This window comes from Anabaena cylindrica UHCC 0172, assembly GCF_034931625.1.
Classification (GTDB): Bacteria; Cyanobacteriota; Cyanobacteriia; order Cyanobacteriales; family Nostocaceae; genus Anabaena; species Anabaena cylindrica_A.
The window spans coordinates 24,061-41,635 of sequence record NZ_JAYGGY010000099.1 but is presented as its reverse complement, the minus strand read 5'-3'; the positions used below and the strand labels follow the sequence as shown (position 1 = coordinate 41,635).

Here is a 17,575-nt window from a genome sequence, read left to right as displayed (position 1 = left end):
GATGTCATGAGAGATTGGTGGAAGCAATGGCTGATAAACCTGGGATGGTCACAGTCCTTGCTATTTGGGACTCTGGATATTGTGTTGGTGCTGGCGCTAACATACATGATCCTGGTGATTATTAGTGAACGCCGGACGCTGTGGATGGTGCGCGGATTTATTGTTTTGATGCTCGCCTCAGCATTCAGCGGCACTTTGGGACTACCTCTACTCAATTTTGTTCTAGAAAAGCTAGTAATTGGTTGTGCTGTAGCAATGGCAGTAGCACTCCAGTCAGAGTTTCGTCGGTTTTTAGAACAATTGGGACGGGGTGAGTTCCGCCAGCTATTTCAACCCAACCGCTTGGCAGTCCCTAAATCTGATAGCGTAATTGATGAAATTGTCGATGCTGTCAAAGAACTGTCAAAAAATCGGATTGGTGCTTTGTTGATTTTGGAAACTTCAGGGCCAATTGATGAACGAGATTTTTCTGTACCTGGAGTAAAGTTAAATGCAGAGGTTTCTAAGGAACTGATACAAACAATTTTTCAGCCAAAAACTTTGTTACATGATGGAGCAACTTTGATCCGTGGCTCACGGATTGTGTCATCGGGTATAATTCTACCACTTTCGGGACGCACAGCCTCTCGTCAGCTGGGTACACGCCATCGGGCAGCAATGGGAATTACTGAGCGGGTCGAAAATTGCATTTGTGTCGTTGTATCAGAAGAAACGGGTTCTATTTCCTTAGCGGAACGGGGAACCCTATATAGACCACTGACGATTAAAAAGCTCAAAGAGTCTCTAGAGGCTCGATTTTCGCCAATTGTGGATCGGGAAGCTGTAGCACCTGGTCTTTTAAGTTTAGTTAGTCAAATTGGTGGTCAGATATTAGCGCTGGCTTCTCGTTTAGTCGGATTACCATTTCTTCTCTACGAAAGGCTATACCAAGGACGCGCTACGCGTAGCTTGCTTCCCCCCAAGGACACGACTGCTTCTCGCCAAAAAAATAAGACCGAAAAATGACAACACAACATACTGAACTGCAATATTTACCCTTAGATTTAAAAAAAGAACTACTTCCCCAGCACGTTGCGGTGATTATGGATGGCAATGGTCGATGGGCCAAACGTCAAGGTCTACCCCGAATTATGGGGCATAAAGCTGGTGTTGATGCTATCAAGGATTTGCTACGCTGTTGTAAGGATTGGGGAATTAAGGCGCTGACGGCTTACGCTTTTTCGACGGAGAATTGGAAAAGACCACAGGAAGAGGTGGCATTTTTGATGACTCTGTTTCAGCGTGTTTTGCGGCAAGAACTGCGGGAAATGCTAGAAGAGAATGTGCAGATTCAGTTTGTGGGCAATTTGCAAGCTTTACCAACAGCACTCCAAGAAGAAATTTCTCGCTCAATGGCAGAAACTAAGGATAATCGTAGTATCCGGTTTACGGTAGCCACAAATTATGGGGGTAGACAGGAGATTTTACAGGCTTGTCGTGCGATCGCGCAAAAGGTTAAAGAAGGTTTACTCAAGCCTGAAGAAATTTCGGAACAAGTATTTGAAGCTCATCTCTACACGGCAGGAATAGCAGATCCAGATTTATTAATTCGCACCAGTGGAGAAATGCGACTTTCTAATTTTCTCCTTTGGCAAATGGCCTATGGAGAAATTTATATCACTGATACTCTCTGGCCAGATTTTGACAGAAAGGAGTTTCACCGGGCTTTATCTGTCTATCAGCAAAGAGAACGACGGTTTGGGAAAATTTAGATGAAAATATCAGAATCAGGATCTCCAGGATTAACAGGATGAAACAATCCAGAAAATATATAAATAGGGCTTACTGTTCGCGGAGTGTGCTGTTAGGCATATACATATAAAACTTAGATATATCAAGAGTTTGCAGGTTAAAAAGGTGAATCAGGTACCAGGAATAAGCGTTGAAACTACTAAAAACCTATCACTTGACCAAATTCAAGACTATTCTTCTATTCTTCTCTTCTTCTAATCCTGAATCCTGACTCCTGAATCCTGAATCCTGACGACGAAATTTAGGGGCCGTAAAAAACGGCTTGTTCGATATCTTCCCGACTCAGAGAATATTTAAAGGAACGCTGGATATCTTTGTTGTTTTCTCCGGCTTGGATGTATCGCACTGTAATTTGTTCAATATCTAGCCAGAGTTCTGCTTCCCAATTAGGTCTTTGTAATCGCCAGCAGTGTAGTTCATTTTCATCTTGTTGACAACCTTGGTCTTTTAGCCATTGTTCAATTTGTGGTAAAGGATGGCTATATAGAGGTGTGTTAGAGGGGGGAATGGGCATAACAATTTTAGATTTTGGATGAAGATGCAGGGGTATTTAGTGGATAGATGTAGGTGATTTGCTGTTGTGTATTGGGGTTGAGAGTTGGGGAAAGTAAACTGGCTTCACCACGAATGACACCAATAGCGATCGCTAGTAATAAACAACCCACAATAGTTAATCCTAAAACAAATAATACAAATATTTCTCCAGAAGATAAGGGGCGATCGCTTGCATCCAGATACATTGATTTTGAGAAATCATAAGGTTTATGTACAGAATGGTTTAAATCCGTTGGTGCTTGAATTACCCCAAATCGAGAATAGCCAATCTGCAAATCATAACTTAAACGCCGTTCTGGATGACTAAGGGTGGCGTAAGCCTCGTTAATTTGTTGAAATTTGGCAGTAGCAACTGTAGCAGGCAATTCTGTGGTATCTGGATGATACTGTTTACTCAATTCCCTATAGGCGCGACGGATATTAATCACCGACGCGGAAGGATGCAGCCCTAGGAGGGAGTAATATGTAGTTTTGCCGCTTTGTAAATTTGTCCCGTTTTGACTCACGGCTTCGATTCACTTTGCTCAAATATGTTTTTTATATTTTAGATGTTTTGTGATGAAGGGATCTCACCATAGCGGAAACAGCCAACCCTTTGGGGGTGTAGTGTGTTACCAGCTTGGAGTCTAATTTTTAGCTCATCCCTAAGCATCCGTAAAAACCCTCAGAGACTTCCAACTAAAAAAATATCCCGTCGCTGTGACGGCAGGGGGCAGGGGGCAGGGGGCAGAAAAATCGCTTTGATTTGGTGAACTGGGATAGCGAGGCGCTGCTGCAAGCAGTACATCTTTTTTGTGGAGTTCTCTCAAACAAAAGCTTAACAGAGATACGGATTTATGGCTTACACTCCAGCAAGGGAAACAGGGAATAGAAGTTACAAATATTCTTCCTTCTTCCTCCTGCCTCCTGAATTCTTACAAAAAATCTACCTATTGTCCGTGAAATTCAATCATTCGTCCATTAATAGGGTTCACTGGACGAGCATTTGCTTGATATAAACTTTGGAATTTCTCAATCTGTTTTTCTGAGACTTGAATTGGTTTTATCAGCACATTCCAATTAACATTTTCACTGCATGGTGGGGTAGTTAGTGAGCCAGTATAGCTGAAATACTCCTTACTATTAGGTAATAAATTACCCACATTGATAGGGGAAGTTTTGACAATATTTTTTTGTCCCACAGCAGGAATATTCATCCAAATTAGATCAATTAAGGGATTAACTGCTCCTTTTTTGATCATCACTCCCACAACTGCTAATTGTCCCTTTATATTACGGTGTACTAAGTGCATTTCCATAGCTGATGCTTGATCATCAATAGTATGTTCACTTGGGGTGTGAAAATGAAACTGGAGGAGTTCATATTCTTTACCGTTGATTTTAATAGTACTACCTGGATTGTAATTTACTTGGACAGTGTGACCGTTATTAATGACTGATAAAGGTGTAGATTTATAATTGAATTCCATATTTACAGGAGTCACTTCTACGCCATTATTGATATTGATGGGAGATTGATATTTTCCTAGTTCACAAAGTTCAAAATCAGAACTAAGTTTACCCCATGTGGTTGGATTATCTATGCCACTATAACTCCAGTGTGGCATTATTTTCTCAGCTAAGGCTTGTGGAGAAAATATAGCAATTAACACCATAAATAATGAGGCAATTATCAGAAAGTTTCTACACAAAAGATTATTTGTTTTCATACTTAACTTCCTGGGACTAATATGTATTTTCTCAAGTTTATATCTTATAAATAATGCCATATTATGATCACAAGCGTATAAAATTTCTGTTTTGGAATGGTGATCGCTATTCTGTCCTTAAAACAAAAATCATCATCCTGTATATCATTAAATTTTGTAAATTCTGATTCTGATAAAATTATAAAACTGTATGTCTCAATTACAACGCATTACTATTCAGTCTTCCCAACTTCAACAAGGGCAAATTTCATTTACACCCCAACAACAACATTATTTATTGAGGGTTTTGCGGTTGCGGGAGGGGGATAAATTTATTGCAATGGATGGCATGGGTAAATGGTGGTTAGCGCAGGTAGCAGGGGAACAAGGGCAGGTTTTAGAAGCATTACAAGTAGAAACAGAGTTACCTATATCTATAACTTTGATGGTGGCGTTACCAAAGGGAAATGGCTTTGATGATATTGTCCGGTGTTGTACAGAGTTGGGTGTAGCTTGTATTGTACCGATTTTGAGCGATCGCACTTTACTCAATCCTAGTCCTCAAAAACTTGAACGCTGGGGACGCATTGCCGCTGAAGCCGCTGAACAATCAGAGCGTTCTTTTGTCCCAACCATTTTAGAACCTATAGCTTTTAGCACGGCTATCAATGAATGCAATACTCATCAGCGTTTTATTTGTGAAGCACGTGGTAATTATCCATATTTAGCAAAAGTGATCAATAATTTATCTGGGGAAATTGCGATCGCTACAGGCCCAGAAGGAGGTTGGACAGATCAAGAAATTGCGATCGCACAAGAAGCCAAATTCCAGCCTATTTCCCTTGGTCGTCGCATCTTGCGAGCAGTAACTGCACCAATTGTTGCTGTATCATTAATTGCGGCAGCTTGTGAAGTATAAAGGATATATCTAACGCAAAACCGTAATACTTTTCTTTGCGTCTTAGCGTGAGACATCCATTCAGATTCATTAAAAGTCATGCTGGAAGAAGTCACCGCTGCCTTTGAACGCAAAGACTATCAAACCGCAGCCACATTACTCAAACCCCTACTCAAAGAATCACCCGAAAATCCTTGGGTACAACTTTATCTAGGTCGCTTGCATGAAGTTTCCGGAAAGCGTCAGCAAGCAGAAAAAACTTATCGCCAACTACTGCGCCTGACAAGCCATAACAAAATATTGGCACAAGCACGTCAAGGTTTGCAGCGCCTCGAAGAAATCAAGCAAGAAGAAAAACAAAGAGCTATTTCCCAAGCCACAGCAGAACCAACTAACACCGAACAAGGAATATTAATATTAGAACCCATTAGTAACGAACTCAAAACCATAGCTGCACCAAAACTAGCTCAGATTATGCAGATAGATGCCTACACAGCTAGGTTAATACTACCAAGTCGCAGTTGGAGAATATACCGCAACGGAAAAATAGGTGAAATTCAATTTTATGGCACACAGATACAACAGGCAGGAATTCCCTGCTTCTGGTTAACAATTCCACAAATTCAGCAAATTCAAGTATTTCAAGTTCAATATTTTTCAGAACTGCAACCAAAACCCACAGTTATTTGTCGCAATGCAGAAAATCAACTTGGTTCTTTCAGTTTTGACTGGTCAGAAATCACAGATAGAATTGTCGGGCTGTTACCAATTTTTGAACAAGTTGTAGATGTTAACGCCCGTCGCCAACTAGAACGCAAAACCCAAACTCAAGACTATGCCCAATTCTGTGACTTACATTTACCTAACAGAAATAGCATTTTGCGAATTTATGACAAAGGTTATGAATTTCAGAAAGGTTTAGAAATTACGCCCCAAGCCAATCAAAACACAATTAGAATCAACTGGAATAGTTTGATCAACTGGGTTGAACATCAACTACCACAAGTCAAAGTTTGGTCAGAGTTCAAATCTTTTGGAGAAACAGTATTAGATCAATCAGAAATGCTGAATCAAATTCCCTCTCACATTCATTTATTTCGACGAGAAAAAAGCAATTGGGATTCAGCATTTCACTTATACAGTGGAATTGTATTTCTTAAAAAGGCATCAACAAATTCACAGGGCATGGACATCAAAACAAAACTTTAGATTTTAGATTTTGGATTAAATCACTCAAAATACCTAATCTATAAAGGATTTGAGCAAGCTATTTTCAAGCAGGTCATAAATCTAAGATCGTCAATCCAAAATCCCAAATTGAATTATTAATGCCCTATCGCCAAATTTATCCAGGAGTTTTCACCTGACGCGCCATATCTAGATAGGTATTCATATTTGCTCCAGGACGGCGACGACCATTAGAAGAGGAAGGAACCAAATACTTGGGTGCAAAGGTAGTCTCAGTTGGTACTGGTGCTTTAGCAGGTTCTGCTTTGACTGCTGCTTTAGCAGGTTCTGCTTTAACTTTAGTTGCTACTGGTTTAGCTTTGGCTGCTGCTTTAGCGGGTTCTGCTTTAGCTTTAGTTGCTACTGGTTTGGCTTCAGTTGCTTCTTCCTTTAGTTGTAAGTAGTAACCATTGTCTTTCTTCGCAAACAGTCCAGTGATAAAACCCACAATTCCCGCAATTAAATTTTTGATAAATCCAAACATGACAATTTCTCCTGTGTTTAAATATCTTGCAATATCAACGTAATTATTAACTATTGCAGTAGAATGTTACATTTTGTTGCCCTAATTACTTCTAGTAATAATCCCTAGACATTTCTACTTATCAAATTGTAGTCACACTATAGGACAACTGTTATCACTTCATTACAACTACTAGCAACCTGTAAATACTGCGAACTAATTATTAAATTTTAATGTAACGAGGAGCAAGATTCTGAGACTTTACTTAATAAAAATTTACAATCACTAATTACCTACAAAAACTGTCATAGCTCGTTTGCAAGTGGATATGCTACTCAGTTATATTTTCTACAGACTTGATGCCAGAAAATCCAATGAACACTGAACAGCAACAGCGCAATCCTGTTTTATTAGTACATGGTATTAATGACACAGGCGCAGTTTTTAAGAAAATGGCGTTTTACCTCAGACAACGAGGTTGGTCGGTTTACACCCTAGATTTGTTGCCTAATAATGGATCTGAGGTTCTGGATAAGTTAGCACAGCAGGTAGCTAATTATGTAGCCGCTACTTTTGCACCAGAACAACCATTAGATTTACTAGGCTTTAGCATGGGTGGAATTGTCAGTCGCTATTACATCCAACGCTTGGGAGGAATAGATAGAATACAGCGTTTTATCACCATATCATCTCCCCATCAAGGAACTATGATGGCTTACGGCTCTTGGCTTCATGGTTGTGTACAAATGCGTCCTAAAAGTTCTTTTCTTCAGAATTTGAACTCTGATATCGAGATGTTAAAAAAGTTAAATTTTACATCTATATGGACACCTTATGATTTGATGATTGTACCTGCTAAAAGTTCACAAATTTCATTAGGGAAAGAAGTTATCTTACCAGTTGCATTCCACCCTTGGATGTTAACAGATCATCGAACTCTAGCAATAGTAGCAGAAACCTTAGTAGAACCAATTAATTGTATATTAGGGTAGCTAATTAATTTAGTTTAAGTTTCACCAATCAGCATATGCTCAGAACTCCCAAAAATCGCCTCTGGATAGCGATAATACTTAAATTCCATTAAGTTATAAAAAGGATCTTCTAGAAAGAAAGTATTATGCTCTAGGGGAGTACCAAAAAAGCGGTTTTTGGCTTCTTCTTTAAAAGTGAGTTGTTTGATTTGCGCCCTATCTAGTAATTGTTGCCAATCTTGTTTATCAGTGAAAATTAACCCAAAATGTCGGGGATAAATACCCCTTTGGGGTGTTAAAGATTCTTTGGTGATATGGGCTACAAGCTGATGACCGTAGAGATTGAGAATAAGGGCGTGGGGGTTTTCTCTTCCGCTTATACAGCCCAATGCGTCAACATAATAGGCTTTAGTTTGGTTAATATCAGTGACAGGGAAAGCGAGATGAAATAAGGTTTTTTGCATAATGAAGACAGGCCAATATACTGAAGATCCACAAATTTCAACATCTCCACAAGTTTTCCACAATCTAGATTTACTGTAAGTATATCAACCAACGAACAACAAAGAAATGCAACTCCTTCATCCCAACTTTACCCAAGAATCAATGCGAGTTCTCGTTGATGCTAATTATTCCAGTCAAGAACCTGAAGAAATTCTCACATTAGAAGATTTGGTGGAAATTTTAGAGAAATTAGGTGATTACCTAGCTAATACTTAATAGTGGTTTTCTGCCAGGTTACTATTATTTAGTTCAGTTTGCACGGGTTCTAGGTATCATTTCTTTTGGAGAAGTTGATATTCAATTATATCTCTTCAATGACTATCAATCCACTTCTTTAAGTTCAACAGATGCTTCTTTGCTATCAAGTAATACCGTTGCCAATAATGGCAGCTTCCCTTTTGCCAGTATATCAATTTATCTTTTTTCACCATTCCAAATAATGGAAGCTTGATGTACTGGTAAAAGTACACTACCATTAGCTGTTAATTTTTGTACATATAATATACAAAAGGCAAACCCAACAAATTGACTGCCGCTGGGGGTAGAGAAATAAACTCTGTAAAGCCTGTATTCATAACAAATTCAAATAAAAATTAAATATACCAATTCTGAATAAGAATGATTTGATAAAATGCTGATAGAATTGCCATGAAAGATGGTATGTTGTTGATTATTATAGCGTTCAATCATTTTATTATAAAAATTCATTGTAACTGCTCAGGTAGGAAAGTAAGGAAGATTCCTATAAGGGAAGCAAGCTACAGAATGACACTTTTAACCAGTTTTTAGTATAGTTAGCGAGTTGACAAAGAAATTCGCTGAATCCTTTGATGGAAAGTTTATCTTTCAACTATAAGAAGATGTTTGAACAGTTGGAAAAGGTATAATTTGTCATTCTGAGTGGAACAAAGTGGAACGTTCGCGTAGCGTGCCGTAGGCTCTAGAATCTAGGGTTTGAGCGATTACTCGGAGATGCTTCACTACGCTGCGCTACGTACCCTGCGGGAAGCAAGCTACAGCATGACTTTTCAAACATCCTCTAACTCCTCAATGATTCTTACAGCACTTCCCGGTGTTATGAAATACATCATAACCTCCTTCATCGCTTGCGGGGAAGAGGTTCTTGTATCTCACTCAGCCGAGAACCGCTATATTTGATTATTCAACTTTAGCAGATTTAGAAGTTTGGTTAAAACAACAAAAAGATTAACGAGATTACAAATAATCTTTTTGGCAAATTTTGTCTGTAAATTATACCTAAAAACCGATTTTGATATTCATCTATTATTAAAAATAATACTTACTTTCTTCAAAAAAATTATTTTTATTCACGATGTGCAGAATTATTCTTTTTACCATAACACTATCATATAATAAATTATTATTACTACTTACAAATTACCAGCAATTTCGTAATTATGAATCAATCCAATAGTAGTGGAATACTTGAACAGTTTGTCAACATAGTGATGGGTGTAAAAACTCTTAATCAAGAACAGTCTATCCAGACATCAATAGCTACTAAACCAGAAATAGATATCAGAGCAGTTTTAGTTTATAAATTAGGAACTATCCTACAAATAGGAGTCATGATTCTCGTGTTGCTGGGAATGGAAAAATTAGTAATTTTGATTGATAATAATTCTTCTTTTCCTAGTTGGTTTAGCACTTTATTGACAGGATTATTTTTTGCTCTATTAAGTATCCGTTCCCGAATTTTTTCTCTTTTAGATAATACCCGTTCTCGCCAGACTTATGACCAGGTAATCAGGCCAAGATGGTCTCCTGCACCTTTAGTATTTCCTATAGTTTGGATGATAATTGCCGTTTTGCGGGTAATTTCTTCTGTTTTAGTTTGGCAACAGATGAATCACCAATTTTTAGTGTTGCCTTTAATTCTGTTTGTGGTACATCTGGCTTTAGGGGATACTTGGAATACAATTTTTACTGTAGAACGGAGACTAGGTGCAGCTGTTCCTGTCGTTATTTTAGGACCTTGGTTGTCTGCTGTCGTGGTGACGGCAATTTATTGGCAAACTAAGCCTGTAGCGGGAATGATTTTATCTTTTTCTTGTGTATGGCTAACTGTAGCTGCTGTATTGGTGTTTAGAATTTGGCAGTTAAATGGATCTGAGCCTTTGTATCCTTCAAAATTAGCTATTGTGGAGAAATAAATAGTCACAATTATAATAAGCTATGCGATGGCTACACCGGAAACAGGCATTGCATAATCTTCATCAAGAGCGATATTAAGTGAAAATCTGTAAACATTGAAATCCCTGATTTATTTAAGAAGTTAGGGGTTTAAACACACCAATTTTTGGCACTTAATTATTGGTGTGTTAAAGAAGCCTAATGCACCCTATTCTTAGGGGAAAAGTTGATACTAACCAATCAATTTTTGCCAAGTCATTGCCCCGACAATTCCATCAGCGGTTAAACCATTCTGCTGTTGAAATTTTTTAATTGCCCCTTCTGTTTGTGGGCCGTAGATCCCATCAGGGGTAGCACCTACACGAAATTGTAAGTATCTGATTACCACACCACTAGCATGGGTTCCTTGGACAACTCGCTTGGCTAATATCTCGTTCAATGCAGTCCAAGTGGTGTTACTTGCGGCCATTCCTGTTGGGAGAATTCCTACAAGTTTCTGAAACTTTTCAACAGCAGAGGTTGTTGCTGGTCCGGTGATGCCGTCTTCATCTAAAGTTTTACCATTTTTATCGGTGATTTTGAGTTGATTTAAGGTTTTTTGTAACCTTAGAATACTAGTATCTTTGTTCTCTGACGCATCTGGGATAGCATTCACAGGAGCAGATGTAACTTTACCAGTTAAGCCTTTGACGATCGCACTAGCCATTGCTTCGCCATCATATAGTTGCATATCTTTTGCTGAATCAATAAAGCAACATTCAACTAGGATTCCCGGCATATTTGTATTTCTAATCACATACAAATGAGAACCATTCTTGACACCGCGATTAAAAAATCCTAATTTGATGATTTCATCTAATACTGGTTTGGCAATTTTTCTGCCAGCATCACTCATGGCAAATATTTCTGTGCCATTAGCTTGTCCATTAAAGGCATTAAAATGAATAGAAACAAAAATATCGACTTTGTTCCTATTAGCTGTATCACAACGTCTGCCAAGAGATTGACTTACTGTACTAGCACTATCTGGCTTACAGGATATTGCTTCATGACCTAGACTTTTTAACTTAGCTATAACTTTAGTACCAACTTCGATAGTTAAATTATCTTCAACTTTAATGCCTCTAGCTCCAGTGTCTGGAGGGCAATTATGCCCCATATCAATGCCAAATTTCATGGATGTATCCTCAACTTACTGTCAAAAGATTTAATTAAGAAAAGCTACTTGTTTGGGATTTTTTGTAGTCAAAAAACACAGATTTATGATATCACATACAGCAGGAGTCAGAAGTCAGGAGACGCTACGCAGACCTATCGGTTCAGGAATAAAACCCTTTTGATACTTGGTTTTCGAGGGTTACTGGAATGCAGGTGGTTCAGAAAATGCCGCTTCTCTATATTAAAAACGAGCGATCGCATTATTCAAGAAATAGATTTGGTAGAATATGGTTTAACTGAATACTCAAGAATATTATGCGAATACTGGCGGTTTGAAGAAAGCCGCAGAAAAACAAAGCGGGAAAAAGGTGACAGGTAGTTTTGTCGAAAGTTTCTCTAAAGACAAATTAATGAGGTACAGAATCAAAATTGAACCCTAGACACCAAGCCAGTTTTACTCCTAACTCCTGACTCCTTCTTCTTCCTCCTGACTCCTAACTCCTGCTGTAAATTATTTATTATCAACAGATTCTAGACATCTGACGCACCTTACTAATAGGAAAGTTGCATAACGCCTGATTCAGCAAAATCCCCAAATCAAAAAACCTTCACTATAAATCACAAACCTGAGAAGTAGTTCCAGTATCAAACTCCTCAAAACTAAGTAACTCTAAATATACAGGATTTCGCATTAATTCATTTGCTAATAAAAAGCCACTAATTGTCCAAGTTTGATATCTCCGTGCTTCTTTACCAATTAATAAACCACTTGTACCATCATAATATTCAGGCCATTCATCGTCACTTAAACGTGATGCAGCTATTTCTAAAACACGGTTACTAATATCAGTTCTACCTGTTTTTTGAGCAGCTGCAATTAAACACCATAACAAAACTGGCCAACTACCACCATTATGATATGACCAAGGCATATTTTTAGGATCGCAGCCTGTAAAAATTTTATATTCCTCATTTTCTAAAGCCGGAAAACAGATTTTCATGGGCATTTCTCCCACTAAATCATCCCACCGTTCTTCAATCAAATTCATAATGGCTTGAGATTGACGTTCAGTAGTTAAAGAACAAATGATAGCCATCATATTTCCCAAAGCAAAAAATCGAGTATCTAACTGAGAAGGTCCAATATTCCCTGCTAAATAACCACCATGATTTGGCAACCATACACATAAATCAGCATAGGGAATTGAATCCGCATAAATATTGAATTGATTGACTGCTGTTTGCCCATACTCTTCACCTTTAAAACGATAGATAACATTCAGGCGTTTCATGTCTATCCAATAATGATGACGAATATGATCTCTTAATAAAGGTAAACGGTTATCAATACCTGTAACAATCTCTTCATCACCAGCACAAATTAACAGTTTACGCGCTGCAAGTAAAGCGGCATAAAAGAGAGATTGAATTTCTAAAGGATAGCCGAAAATACCTAAACGGCGATAAATCATACAAGATCCATCAGGAACTAATAGCGTTGGGTTCATATCGAACCGAGTCGCTAAACAAAGTTCCATAATCAACATTATGCCTTGTTGACATTGCGGTTGCAAAGCAAAATTTATATCTTTTGTAGCTTTGACATAAGCGTGTAGGATAATAATCCACCATAGACAAGAATCAACAGGTGTAACTCTAGCTATAGATTTTTCCCCAAAATCTGCTTCTAAAGATTCTTCTCCATTTATTGATACAACTTTAAAACTAGCTGGAATAAAACCCTGACTAGGTGTATAAGCATTAAGGTCATTTTTTTGAGGTTGTAAATTTAAAGTTACTTCTAAAAAATTACGCACAATATCATACTTACCTTTAATCAGAAAAACTAAAGCTGAAGATACAAAATCCCTAACATAGCAATGTTCAAAATTAAATGCTGCTTGTGACTTATCACAAACAGCTACAGTTCCTATGGGACGACCTTGATAGTAAATAATAGAATTTTCTAGTAATTCCCATGCCTGTTTTTCTACATCATTAACCTTTGACATTTCCTCTTTTGTCATTGCCGTAAATACTCCATTATGATGGGAATTGTGCAGTAATTAATACTCTGGTCTGGAAACTAGTAAATGTATCGCTTGTGTTGCAATTCTTTTTGGGTTTAATAATGGATATATAGCCACTTAATCTTGGACATACACGGATACATGGCAATATTCCATCATCACAAGAGAATTTGAGTTTTTTATTTCTCTTATTTTCTTATATGATACCTTCTTTAACTATTAGCTGAAAGCAATTTATAAAAGATAAAAAACCCCCATATAATTACACAGGGGCTGAAAAAATGTTGTTCATCTTGGACAGTTATCTCATTACATAGGTTCGATATTGCCAACTTCAAATTCACAGGCTCTAGAAATTGATTCTGGAGGTAGTTTATCAAAACTAACTAATGGTAAAAACTGAGGATTATCCATTAGTTCTTTAGCCAATAAATATCCAGCAATTGTCCAGGTTTGATATTTGCGGGCTTGTTTACCAATTAATCGCCCTTTCTTACCATCGTAATATTCTGGCCATTCATCTTCACTCAAACGCGCTTTGGCAATTTCCATTGCTTTTCTTGCTAAACCAGTTTTATTGGTTTTCATTGATGCTGCGGCTAACATCCACATTAAAACAGGCCAACTTCCGGCATTATGATAAGACCAAGGTATATTTTTAGGATCACATCCTGTCACAACTCTATACTCTTCATGTTCTAAAGCCGGGAAACAGATTTTCATGGGCATATCTCCCACTAAATCATCCCATCTTTTTTCAATCAGAGCCATAATTGATTGAGATTGTTCTTCAGTTGAAAGATCACAAATAATCGCCATCAAATTTCCCAGTGTAAAGAAGCGAGTATCTAACTGGGATGGGCCAACATTACCGGAAAAATAACCACCTTTTTTAGGTAGCCATTTATCTAGTTCGTAATAAGGTAGCGAATCTACATAGATGTTAAATAGATTCACTGCTGCTTTGCCATATTCTTCACTTTTGAAGCGATAAATTGCATTGAGACGATTAATATCTATCCAATAATGCTGACGAATATGACCACATAGCAAAGGTAAGCGGTTATCAATTGCAGCGACGACATCTTGATTACCTTTGCAAATTAGTAGCTCACGAGCTACACGCAATGCCGCAAAAAATAGCACTTGAATTTCTAGCGGATGACCATAGATACCCATGCGCCGGTCAATCATGCAAGCTCCATCTGGAACTAACAGCGTTGGATACATATCAAAACGATTAGCCAAACAGATTTCCATGATTAACTTGATACCTGTTTGGAATTCAGGTTGATAAGCCAGAGCATAGTCATTTGTAGCGACTACGTAAGCACGGAGTAAAATTAGCCACCACAAGCAAGAATCTACAGGTGTGACTCTAGCGATCGCGTGTTCTCCAAAATCAGCTTCTAGATGTTCTTCTCCATTGATAGAAATAACTTTGAAGCTCGCTGGTATCAAACCTCGTCCAGGTTTATATGCGTCTAATGCTCTTTCTTTAGGCTGTAACTTTAATGTTTCTTCTAGGAAATTCTTTACAATGTTTGTTCTACCTTTAATCAAAAAAATTAAGGCAGAAGACACAAAATCTCTGACAAAGCACTGGTCATAATTTAACGCTTCAACAGACGGATCATAGGCAGCTAAAGTCCCAATCGGACGACCTTGATAATATAGAATTGAATTCTCTAGGGCTTGCCATGCCTCATTTTCTATATTGTCAGTTGTGTTTAATTCATTTACTTGCATCGCCAGAATAACTCCATTTAGATAGTAATTTTGTAGTAGATGCACCTTTATTTATTATTTATATTTGCTATTTTCATCATTACACGACTGATTTTTTGAAGAGCAAATATAAATTCTAGAAATTAATACTCCAATGAGAATATTTACAACTGCTGAATATTAGCAAATCAATCGTTGTTAATTTGCTTTTTATTAAAAATCTTGCATTGAATTTTACTAATCGGTTTATTCATACCAATCCATAAAAATTGACCTTCAAACAATTACAGGAAGATAGGTTTTTAGACTTGCCTTGTCCCATTTTAAGTTTCAGGACTTCGCTTTACTAAAAAAAACATATCCCTATTGCTGTTTAAGGTTTATGTGAAGTTTAAACCCCTTGCAGTATATTTACTTGACTAGGATTGACTGTTTAAACCTGCAAATTAAATTATTCCCCTATAAGTTAACAATTTATAACGTTTTTTCTCAATATGCAATATGGATGCTTAAATTTTTTTTTAGCGCTCTAACAGCTTAACTAAAGGCTATAAAAGCCAAAATAAACTAATTTTTGTAATCTCACTAATTCTCGCTACATCAACACCCTTGAAGGATGTTTTATAAAACGTCTATTTTAGAAAAAATTCTGTAACTAATTACACAAATGTATGTATTAAAATTAGGTTTATTTTACAAGATTCATAAGTGTCTGAAAATTATGATAAGCCAGATTTACAGCTTGCATTGCTGCTTTAGCACTTTCTGAATTATTAATATCAGGATGATACAATCTTGCTAATTGACGGTAGGCAAGTTTGACATCGTGAGGATGGGTATTTCTATTTACACCTAATATTTCCCACCATTCTCCAATTATAGATAAATTTTCGGTGCTTTGGACTTGTTCCCAGATTTTGATTGTCCCGCTTTTACCACCACTAATCAGAATGTCACCATCTGAACTAAAAGCTAAAGGACTAAAACCAGAAAAAGTTTCTAATAGTTCACCTGTGTGTAGATTCCAAAGTTGGATAATTCCATCTTTGCTGCTACTAGCGAGAGTATTACCATTTGGATGGATAACAATTGATAGAACGTCCTTTATGTGTCCAGTTAAGGTGCGGATTAATTCACCTGTTTGTAAATTCCAAAGTTTAATAGTAGTGTCTGTACTTCCGCTAACAAAAATTTGATTATTTGGAGTGATAGCCAGTGTATTTACTGCGGCTAAATGTTGAGTAAGAATAAAACGTTGTTGACCAGTTTGTAAATCCCAGATTCTGATAGTTTTATCTGCACCACCACTAACTAAGGTTGTACTATCGGAACTAATAGCAATTGCTAAAACTGCATCTGTGTGTCCATTTAAAGTGCGCTTTATGTTTCCTGTGGAGCGTCCCCAAATTCTAATAGTTTTATCTGTACTGCCACTAATAATCATTCTGTCATCTGGACTGTAAACCACTGCATTAACAAAACTGTTGTGACTATAGGGAGAGTTTAAATAAGAGAGAGTACGGTTATATTTTTTTGTTTCCAATTGCCAACTGCTAATTTTTCGATCTACACTACCGCTAATTATCTGCTTGCCATCTGGACTGATAGCCACAGATAAAACTGCTTCAGCTTGTCCAGAAAATGTATATAAAAATTTTCCAGTTTTCAAATTCCACAGATTAACTTGTCTGTCATCGCTACCACTAATCAAAGTTTTACCATCGGGATGAATAGCTACTGCATTTATAGCCCCAGAATGTCCCGTCAGGGTTTTTACACATTGCCAAGTTAAAGGTAATTTGTTGGTAAGAGATACTGTATTTGTTTCTACTTGGGGAGAATTATTATTTAGTGTATACTTGAGTTTGTTTAAATCATCTTCAATTTCTAAAGCTGCAAATTTCTGACTAATATCATCACCAGATAACTCTATTAATGCAGCGGTGTAATAATCCATTTGTAAAACTTTTTCTTCCATGCGTTCAAAAACTTGCATGGGAGTTTCTTTAAATTCAGAATCATCTAACAATTTTGCGACACCATAAGCAGCTAGTCCAACTACAGCGCCTATTCCTGCCATTGGCATACTACCAATACCGAAAGCTAAACCAATTTTTGGTGCAACGAATCCTATCCCACCAACGACGCTAGAAAAACCAACACCACCAACAGCACCTATTCCCATTGCGCCAAAAACTACTGTATCTCCCTCTGTGATGCCTTTAAATGCTCCATATACAGCAGCACCTGCAACTGCACCCGCAGCGGTAACAGAAGTTGCACCTATTCCGACAGCACCAAAGCTACCTGCTATCCCAATTCCGCCAACGGTAGATGATAGACACGCACCAGTTAAACTTCCGGTGGTGATGAATGTTGCACCTGTTGTGGATGTTGGTTTCATGACT

The 17,575-nt window shown here is 37.6% G+C and carries 16 protein-coding genes and 1 pseudogene; 8 read left to right on the top strand and 9 right to left on the bottom strand.

The genetic code is table 11. The features are described from left to right. Window positions 1-6: 6 nt before the first annotated feature. Both cdaA and VB713_RS22290 read left to right on the top strand, forming a co-directional pair. Window positions 7-1,005 carry a diadenylate cyclase CdaA gene (gene cdaA / locus VB713_RS22295; RefSeq protein WP_323313696.1) on the top strand — a complete coding sequence of 333 codons (999 nt, stop codon included), beginning with the start codon at window positions 7-9 and terminating at the stop codon, window positions 1,003-1,005. Then, window positions 1,002-1,751: an isoprenyl transferase gene (locus VB713_RS22290; protein WP_323313695.1), complete on the top strand. Its 750-nt coding sequence runs from the start codon at window positions 1,002-1,004 to the stop codon at window positions 1,749-1,751. Before cdaA ends, VB713_RS22290 begins: the two co-directional genes overlap by 4 nt. A gap of 281 nt (window positions 1,752-2,032) precedes the next feature. Here the strand turns inward: VB713_RS22290 and VB713_RS22285 are convergent, their stop codons facing one another. From VB713_RS22285 to VB713_RS22275, 3 genes are all read right to left on the bottom strand, one after another. Continuing rightward, window positions 2,033-2,305 carry a DUF3143 domain-containing protein gene (locus VB713_RS22285; RefSeq protein WP_323313694.1) on the bottom strand — a complete coding sequence of 91 codons (273 nt, stop codon included), beginning with the start codon at window positions 2,303-2,305 and terminating at the stop codon, window positions 2,033-2,035. Window positions 2,306-2,312: 7 nt separating this feature from the next. Continuing rightward, entirely contained in the window at window positions 2,313-2,852 is a 540-nt protein-coding gene (locus VB713_RS22280) for a J domain-containing protein (protein ID WP_323313693.1), read from the bottom strand. Window positions 2,853-3,275: 423 nt separating this feature from the next. Further along, entirely contained in the window at window positions 3,276-4,055 is a 780-nt protein-coding gene (locus VB713_RS22275; RefSeq protein ID WP_323313692.1) for a carbonic anhydrase family protein, read from the bottom strand. Window positions 4,056-4,245: 190 nt separating this feature from the next. Here VB713_RS22275 and VB713_RS22270 point away from each other — a divergent pair, with 190 nt between their 5' ends. Together VB713_RS22270 and VB713_RS22265 are read left to right on the top strand one after the other, a co-directional pair. Continuing rightward, on the top strand, window positions 4,246-4,953 hold the full coding sequence (locus VB713_RS22270; RefSeq protein WP_323313691.1) for a 16S rRNA (uracil(1498)-N(3))-methyltransferase: 708 nt from the start codon (window positions 4,246-4,248) through the stop codon (window positions 4,951-4,953). A 78-nt stretch (window positions 4,954-5,031) separates the two neighbouring features. Then, window positions 5,032-6,141, top strand: a complete 1,110-nt coding sequence (locus VB713_RS22265; protein WP_323313690.1) for a tetratricopeptide repeat protein — start codon at window positions 5,032-5,034, stop codon at window positions 6,139-6,141. Between the two features lie 136 nt (window positions 6,142-6,277). Here VB713_RS22265 and VB713_RS22260 read toward each other — a convergent pair whose 3' ends face one another. After that, window positions 6,278-6,643 (bottom strand): hypothetical protein, encoded by a 366-nt coding sequence (locus VB713_RS22260; RefSeq protein ID WP_323313689.1) that lies wholly within the window; start codon window positions 6,641-6,643, stop codon window positions 6,278-6,280. Between the two features lie 353 nt (window positions 6,644-6,996). On the opposite strand from VB713_RS22260, the gene VB713_RS22255 reads away from it, so the two are divergent. Then, complete coding sequence (locus tag VB713_RS22255; RefSeq protein WP_323313688.1) at window positions 6,997-7,614, top strand: triacylglycerol lipase; 618 nt, start codon at window positions 6,997-6,999, stop codon at window positions 7,612-7,614. A gap of 14 nt (window positions 7,615-7,628) precedes the next feature. Here the strand turns inward: VB713_RS22255 and VB713_RS22250 are convergent, their stop codons facing one another. Then, window positions 7,629-8,057, bottom strand: a complete 429-nt coding sequence (locus tag VB713_RS22250; protein ID WP_323313687.1) for a VOC family protein — start codon at window positions 8,055-8,057, stop codon at window positions 7,629-7,631. A 106-nt stretch (window positions 8,058-8,163) separates the two neighbouring features. Between VB713_RS22250 and VB713_RS22245 the strand changes: the two genes are divergently transcribed. Continuing rightward, the gene (locus tag VB713_RS22245; RefSeq protein ID WP_323313686.1) at window positions 8,164-8,313 is read left to right on the top strand and encodes a hypothetical protein; all 150 of its coding nucleotides are present in this window, start codon (window positions 8,164-8,166) and stop codon (window positions 8,311-8,313) included. A 1,202-nt stretch (window positions 8,314-9,515) separates the two neighbouring features. Then, window positions 9,516-10,271 (top strand): TspO/MBR family protein, encoded by a 756-nt coding sequence (locus VB713_RS22240; RefSeq protein WP_323313685.1) that lies wholly within the window; start codon window positions 9,516-9,518, stop codon window positions 10,269-10,271. 212 nt (window positions 10,272-10,483) lie between these two features. Here VB713_RS22240 and VB713_RS22235 read toward each other — a convergent pair whose 3' ends face one another. Continuing rightward, window positions 10,484-11,428: an N-acetylmuramoyl-L-alanine amidase gene (locus VB713_RS22235; RefSeq protein ID WP_323313684.1), complete on the bottom strand. Its 945-nt coding sequence runs from the start codon at window positions 11,426-11,428 to the stop codon at window positions 10,484-10,486. A gap of 216 nt (window positions 11,429-11,644) precedes the next feature. Between VB713_RS22235 and VB713_RS28315 the strand changes: the two are divergent. Then, window positions 11,645-11,825: pseudogene (locus tag VB713_RS28315) on the top strand (cobaltochelatase subunit CobN); the annotation flags it as partial. Between the two features lie 195 nt (window positions 11,826-12,020). On the opposite strand, the gene VB713_RS22230 reads toward VB713_RS28315, so the two are convergent. From VB713_RS22230 to VB713_RS22220, 3 genes are all read right to left on the bottom strand, one after another. Beyond that, window positions 12,021-13,436, bottom strand: a complete 1,416-nt coding sequence (locus tag VB713_RS22230) for a glycoside hydrolase 100 family protein (protein ID WP_323313683.1) — start codon at window positions 13,434-13,436, stop codon at window positions 12,021-12,023. Between the two features lie 312 nt (window positions 13,437-13,748). Beyond that, window positions 13,749-15,188, bottom strand: coding sequence for a glycoside hydrolase 100 family protein (locus tag VB713_RS22225; protein ID WP_323313682.1), 1,440 nt, complete (start codon window positions 15,186-15,188; stop codon window positions 13,749-13,751). Between the two features lie 667 nt (window positions 15,189-15,855). Continuing rightward, entirely contained in the window at window positions 15,856-17,571 is a 1,716-nt protein-coding gene (locus tag VB713_RS22220) for a DnaJ domain-containing protein (protein WP_323313681.1), read from the bottom strand. Between the last annotated feature and the right edge of the window lie 4 nt (window positions 17,572-17,575).

Excerpts from the sequence above, each read along its gene's own strand:
- VB713_RS22220 (WP_323313681.1), bottom strand. The coding sequence starts at position 17,571 with ATGAAACCAACATCCACAACAGGTGCAACATTCATCACCACCGGAAGT.
- VB713_RS22275 (WP_323313692.1), bottom strand. The coding sequence starts at position 4,055 with ATGAAAACAAATAATCTTTTGTGTAGAAACTTTCTGATAATTGCCTCA.
- VB713_RS22285 (WP_323313694.1), bottom strand. The coding sequence starts at position 2,305 with ATGCCCATTCCCCCCTCTAACACACCTCTATATAGCCATCCTTTACCA.
- VB713_RS22270 (WP_323313691.1), top strand. The coding sequence starts at position 4,246 with ATGTCTCAATTACAACGCATTACTATTCAGTCTTCCCAACTTCAACAA.
- VB713_RS22255 (WP_323313688.1), top strand. The coding sequence starts at position 6,997 with ATGAACACTGAACAGCAACAGCGCAATCCTGTTTTATTAGTACATGGT.
- VB713_RS22230 (WP_323313683.1), bottom strand. The coding sequence starts at position 13,436 with ATGACAAAAGAGGAAATGTCAAAGGTTAATGATGTAGAAAAACAGGCA.
- VB713_RS22265 (WP_323313690.1), top strand. The coding sequence starts at position 5,032 with ATGCTGGAAGAAGTCACCGCTGCCTTTGAACGCAAAGACTATCAAACC.
- VB713_RS22260 (WP_323313689.1), bottom strand. The coding sequence starts at position 6,643 with ATGTTTGGATTTATCAAAAATTTAATTGCGGGAATTGTGGGTTTTATC.
- VB713_RS22250 (WP_323313687.1), bottom strand. The coding sequence starts at position 8,057 with ATGCAAAAAACCTTATTTCATCTCGCTTTCCCTGTCACTGATATTAAC.
- VB713_RS22240 (WP_323313685.1), top strand. The coding sequence starts at position 9,516 with ATGAATCAATCCAATAGTAGTGGAATACTTGAACAGTTTGTCAACATA.
- VB713_RS22290 (WP_323313695.1), top strand. The coding sequence starts at position 1,002 with ATGACAACACAACATACTGAACTGCAATATTTACCCTTAGATTTAAAA.
- VB713_RS22245 (WP_323313686.1), top strand. The coding sequence starts at position 8,164 with ATGCAACTCCTTCATCCCAACTTTACCCAAGAATCAATGCGAGTTCTC.
- VB713_RS22235 (WP_323313684.1), bottom strand. The coding sequence starts at position 11,428 with ATGAAATTTGGCATTGATATGGGGCATAATTGCCCTCCAGACACTGGA.
- cdaA (WP_323313696.1), top strand. The coding sequence starts at position 7 with ATGAGAGATTGGTGGAAGCAATGGCTGATAAACCTGGGATGGTCACAG.
- VB713_RS22225 (WP_323313682.1), bottom strand. The coding sequence starts at position 15,188 with ATGCAAGTAAATGAATTAAACACAACTGACAATATAGAAAATGAGGCA.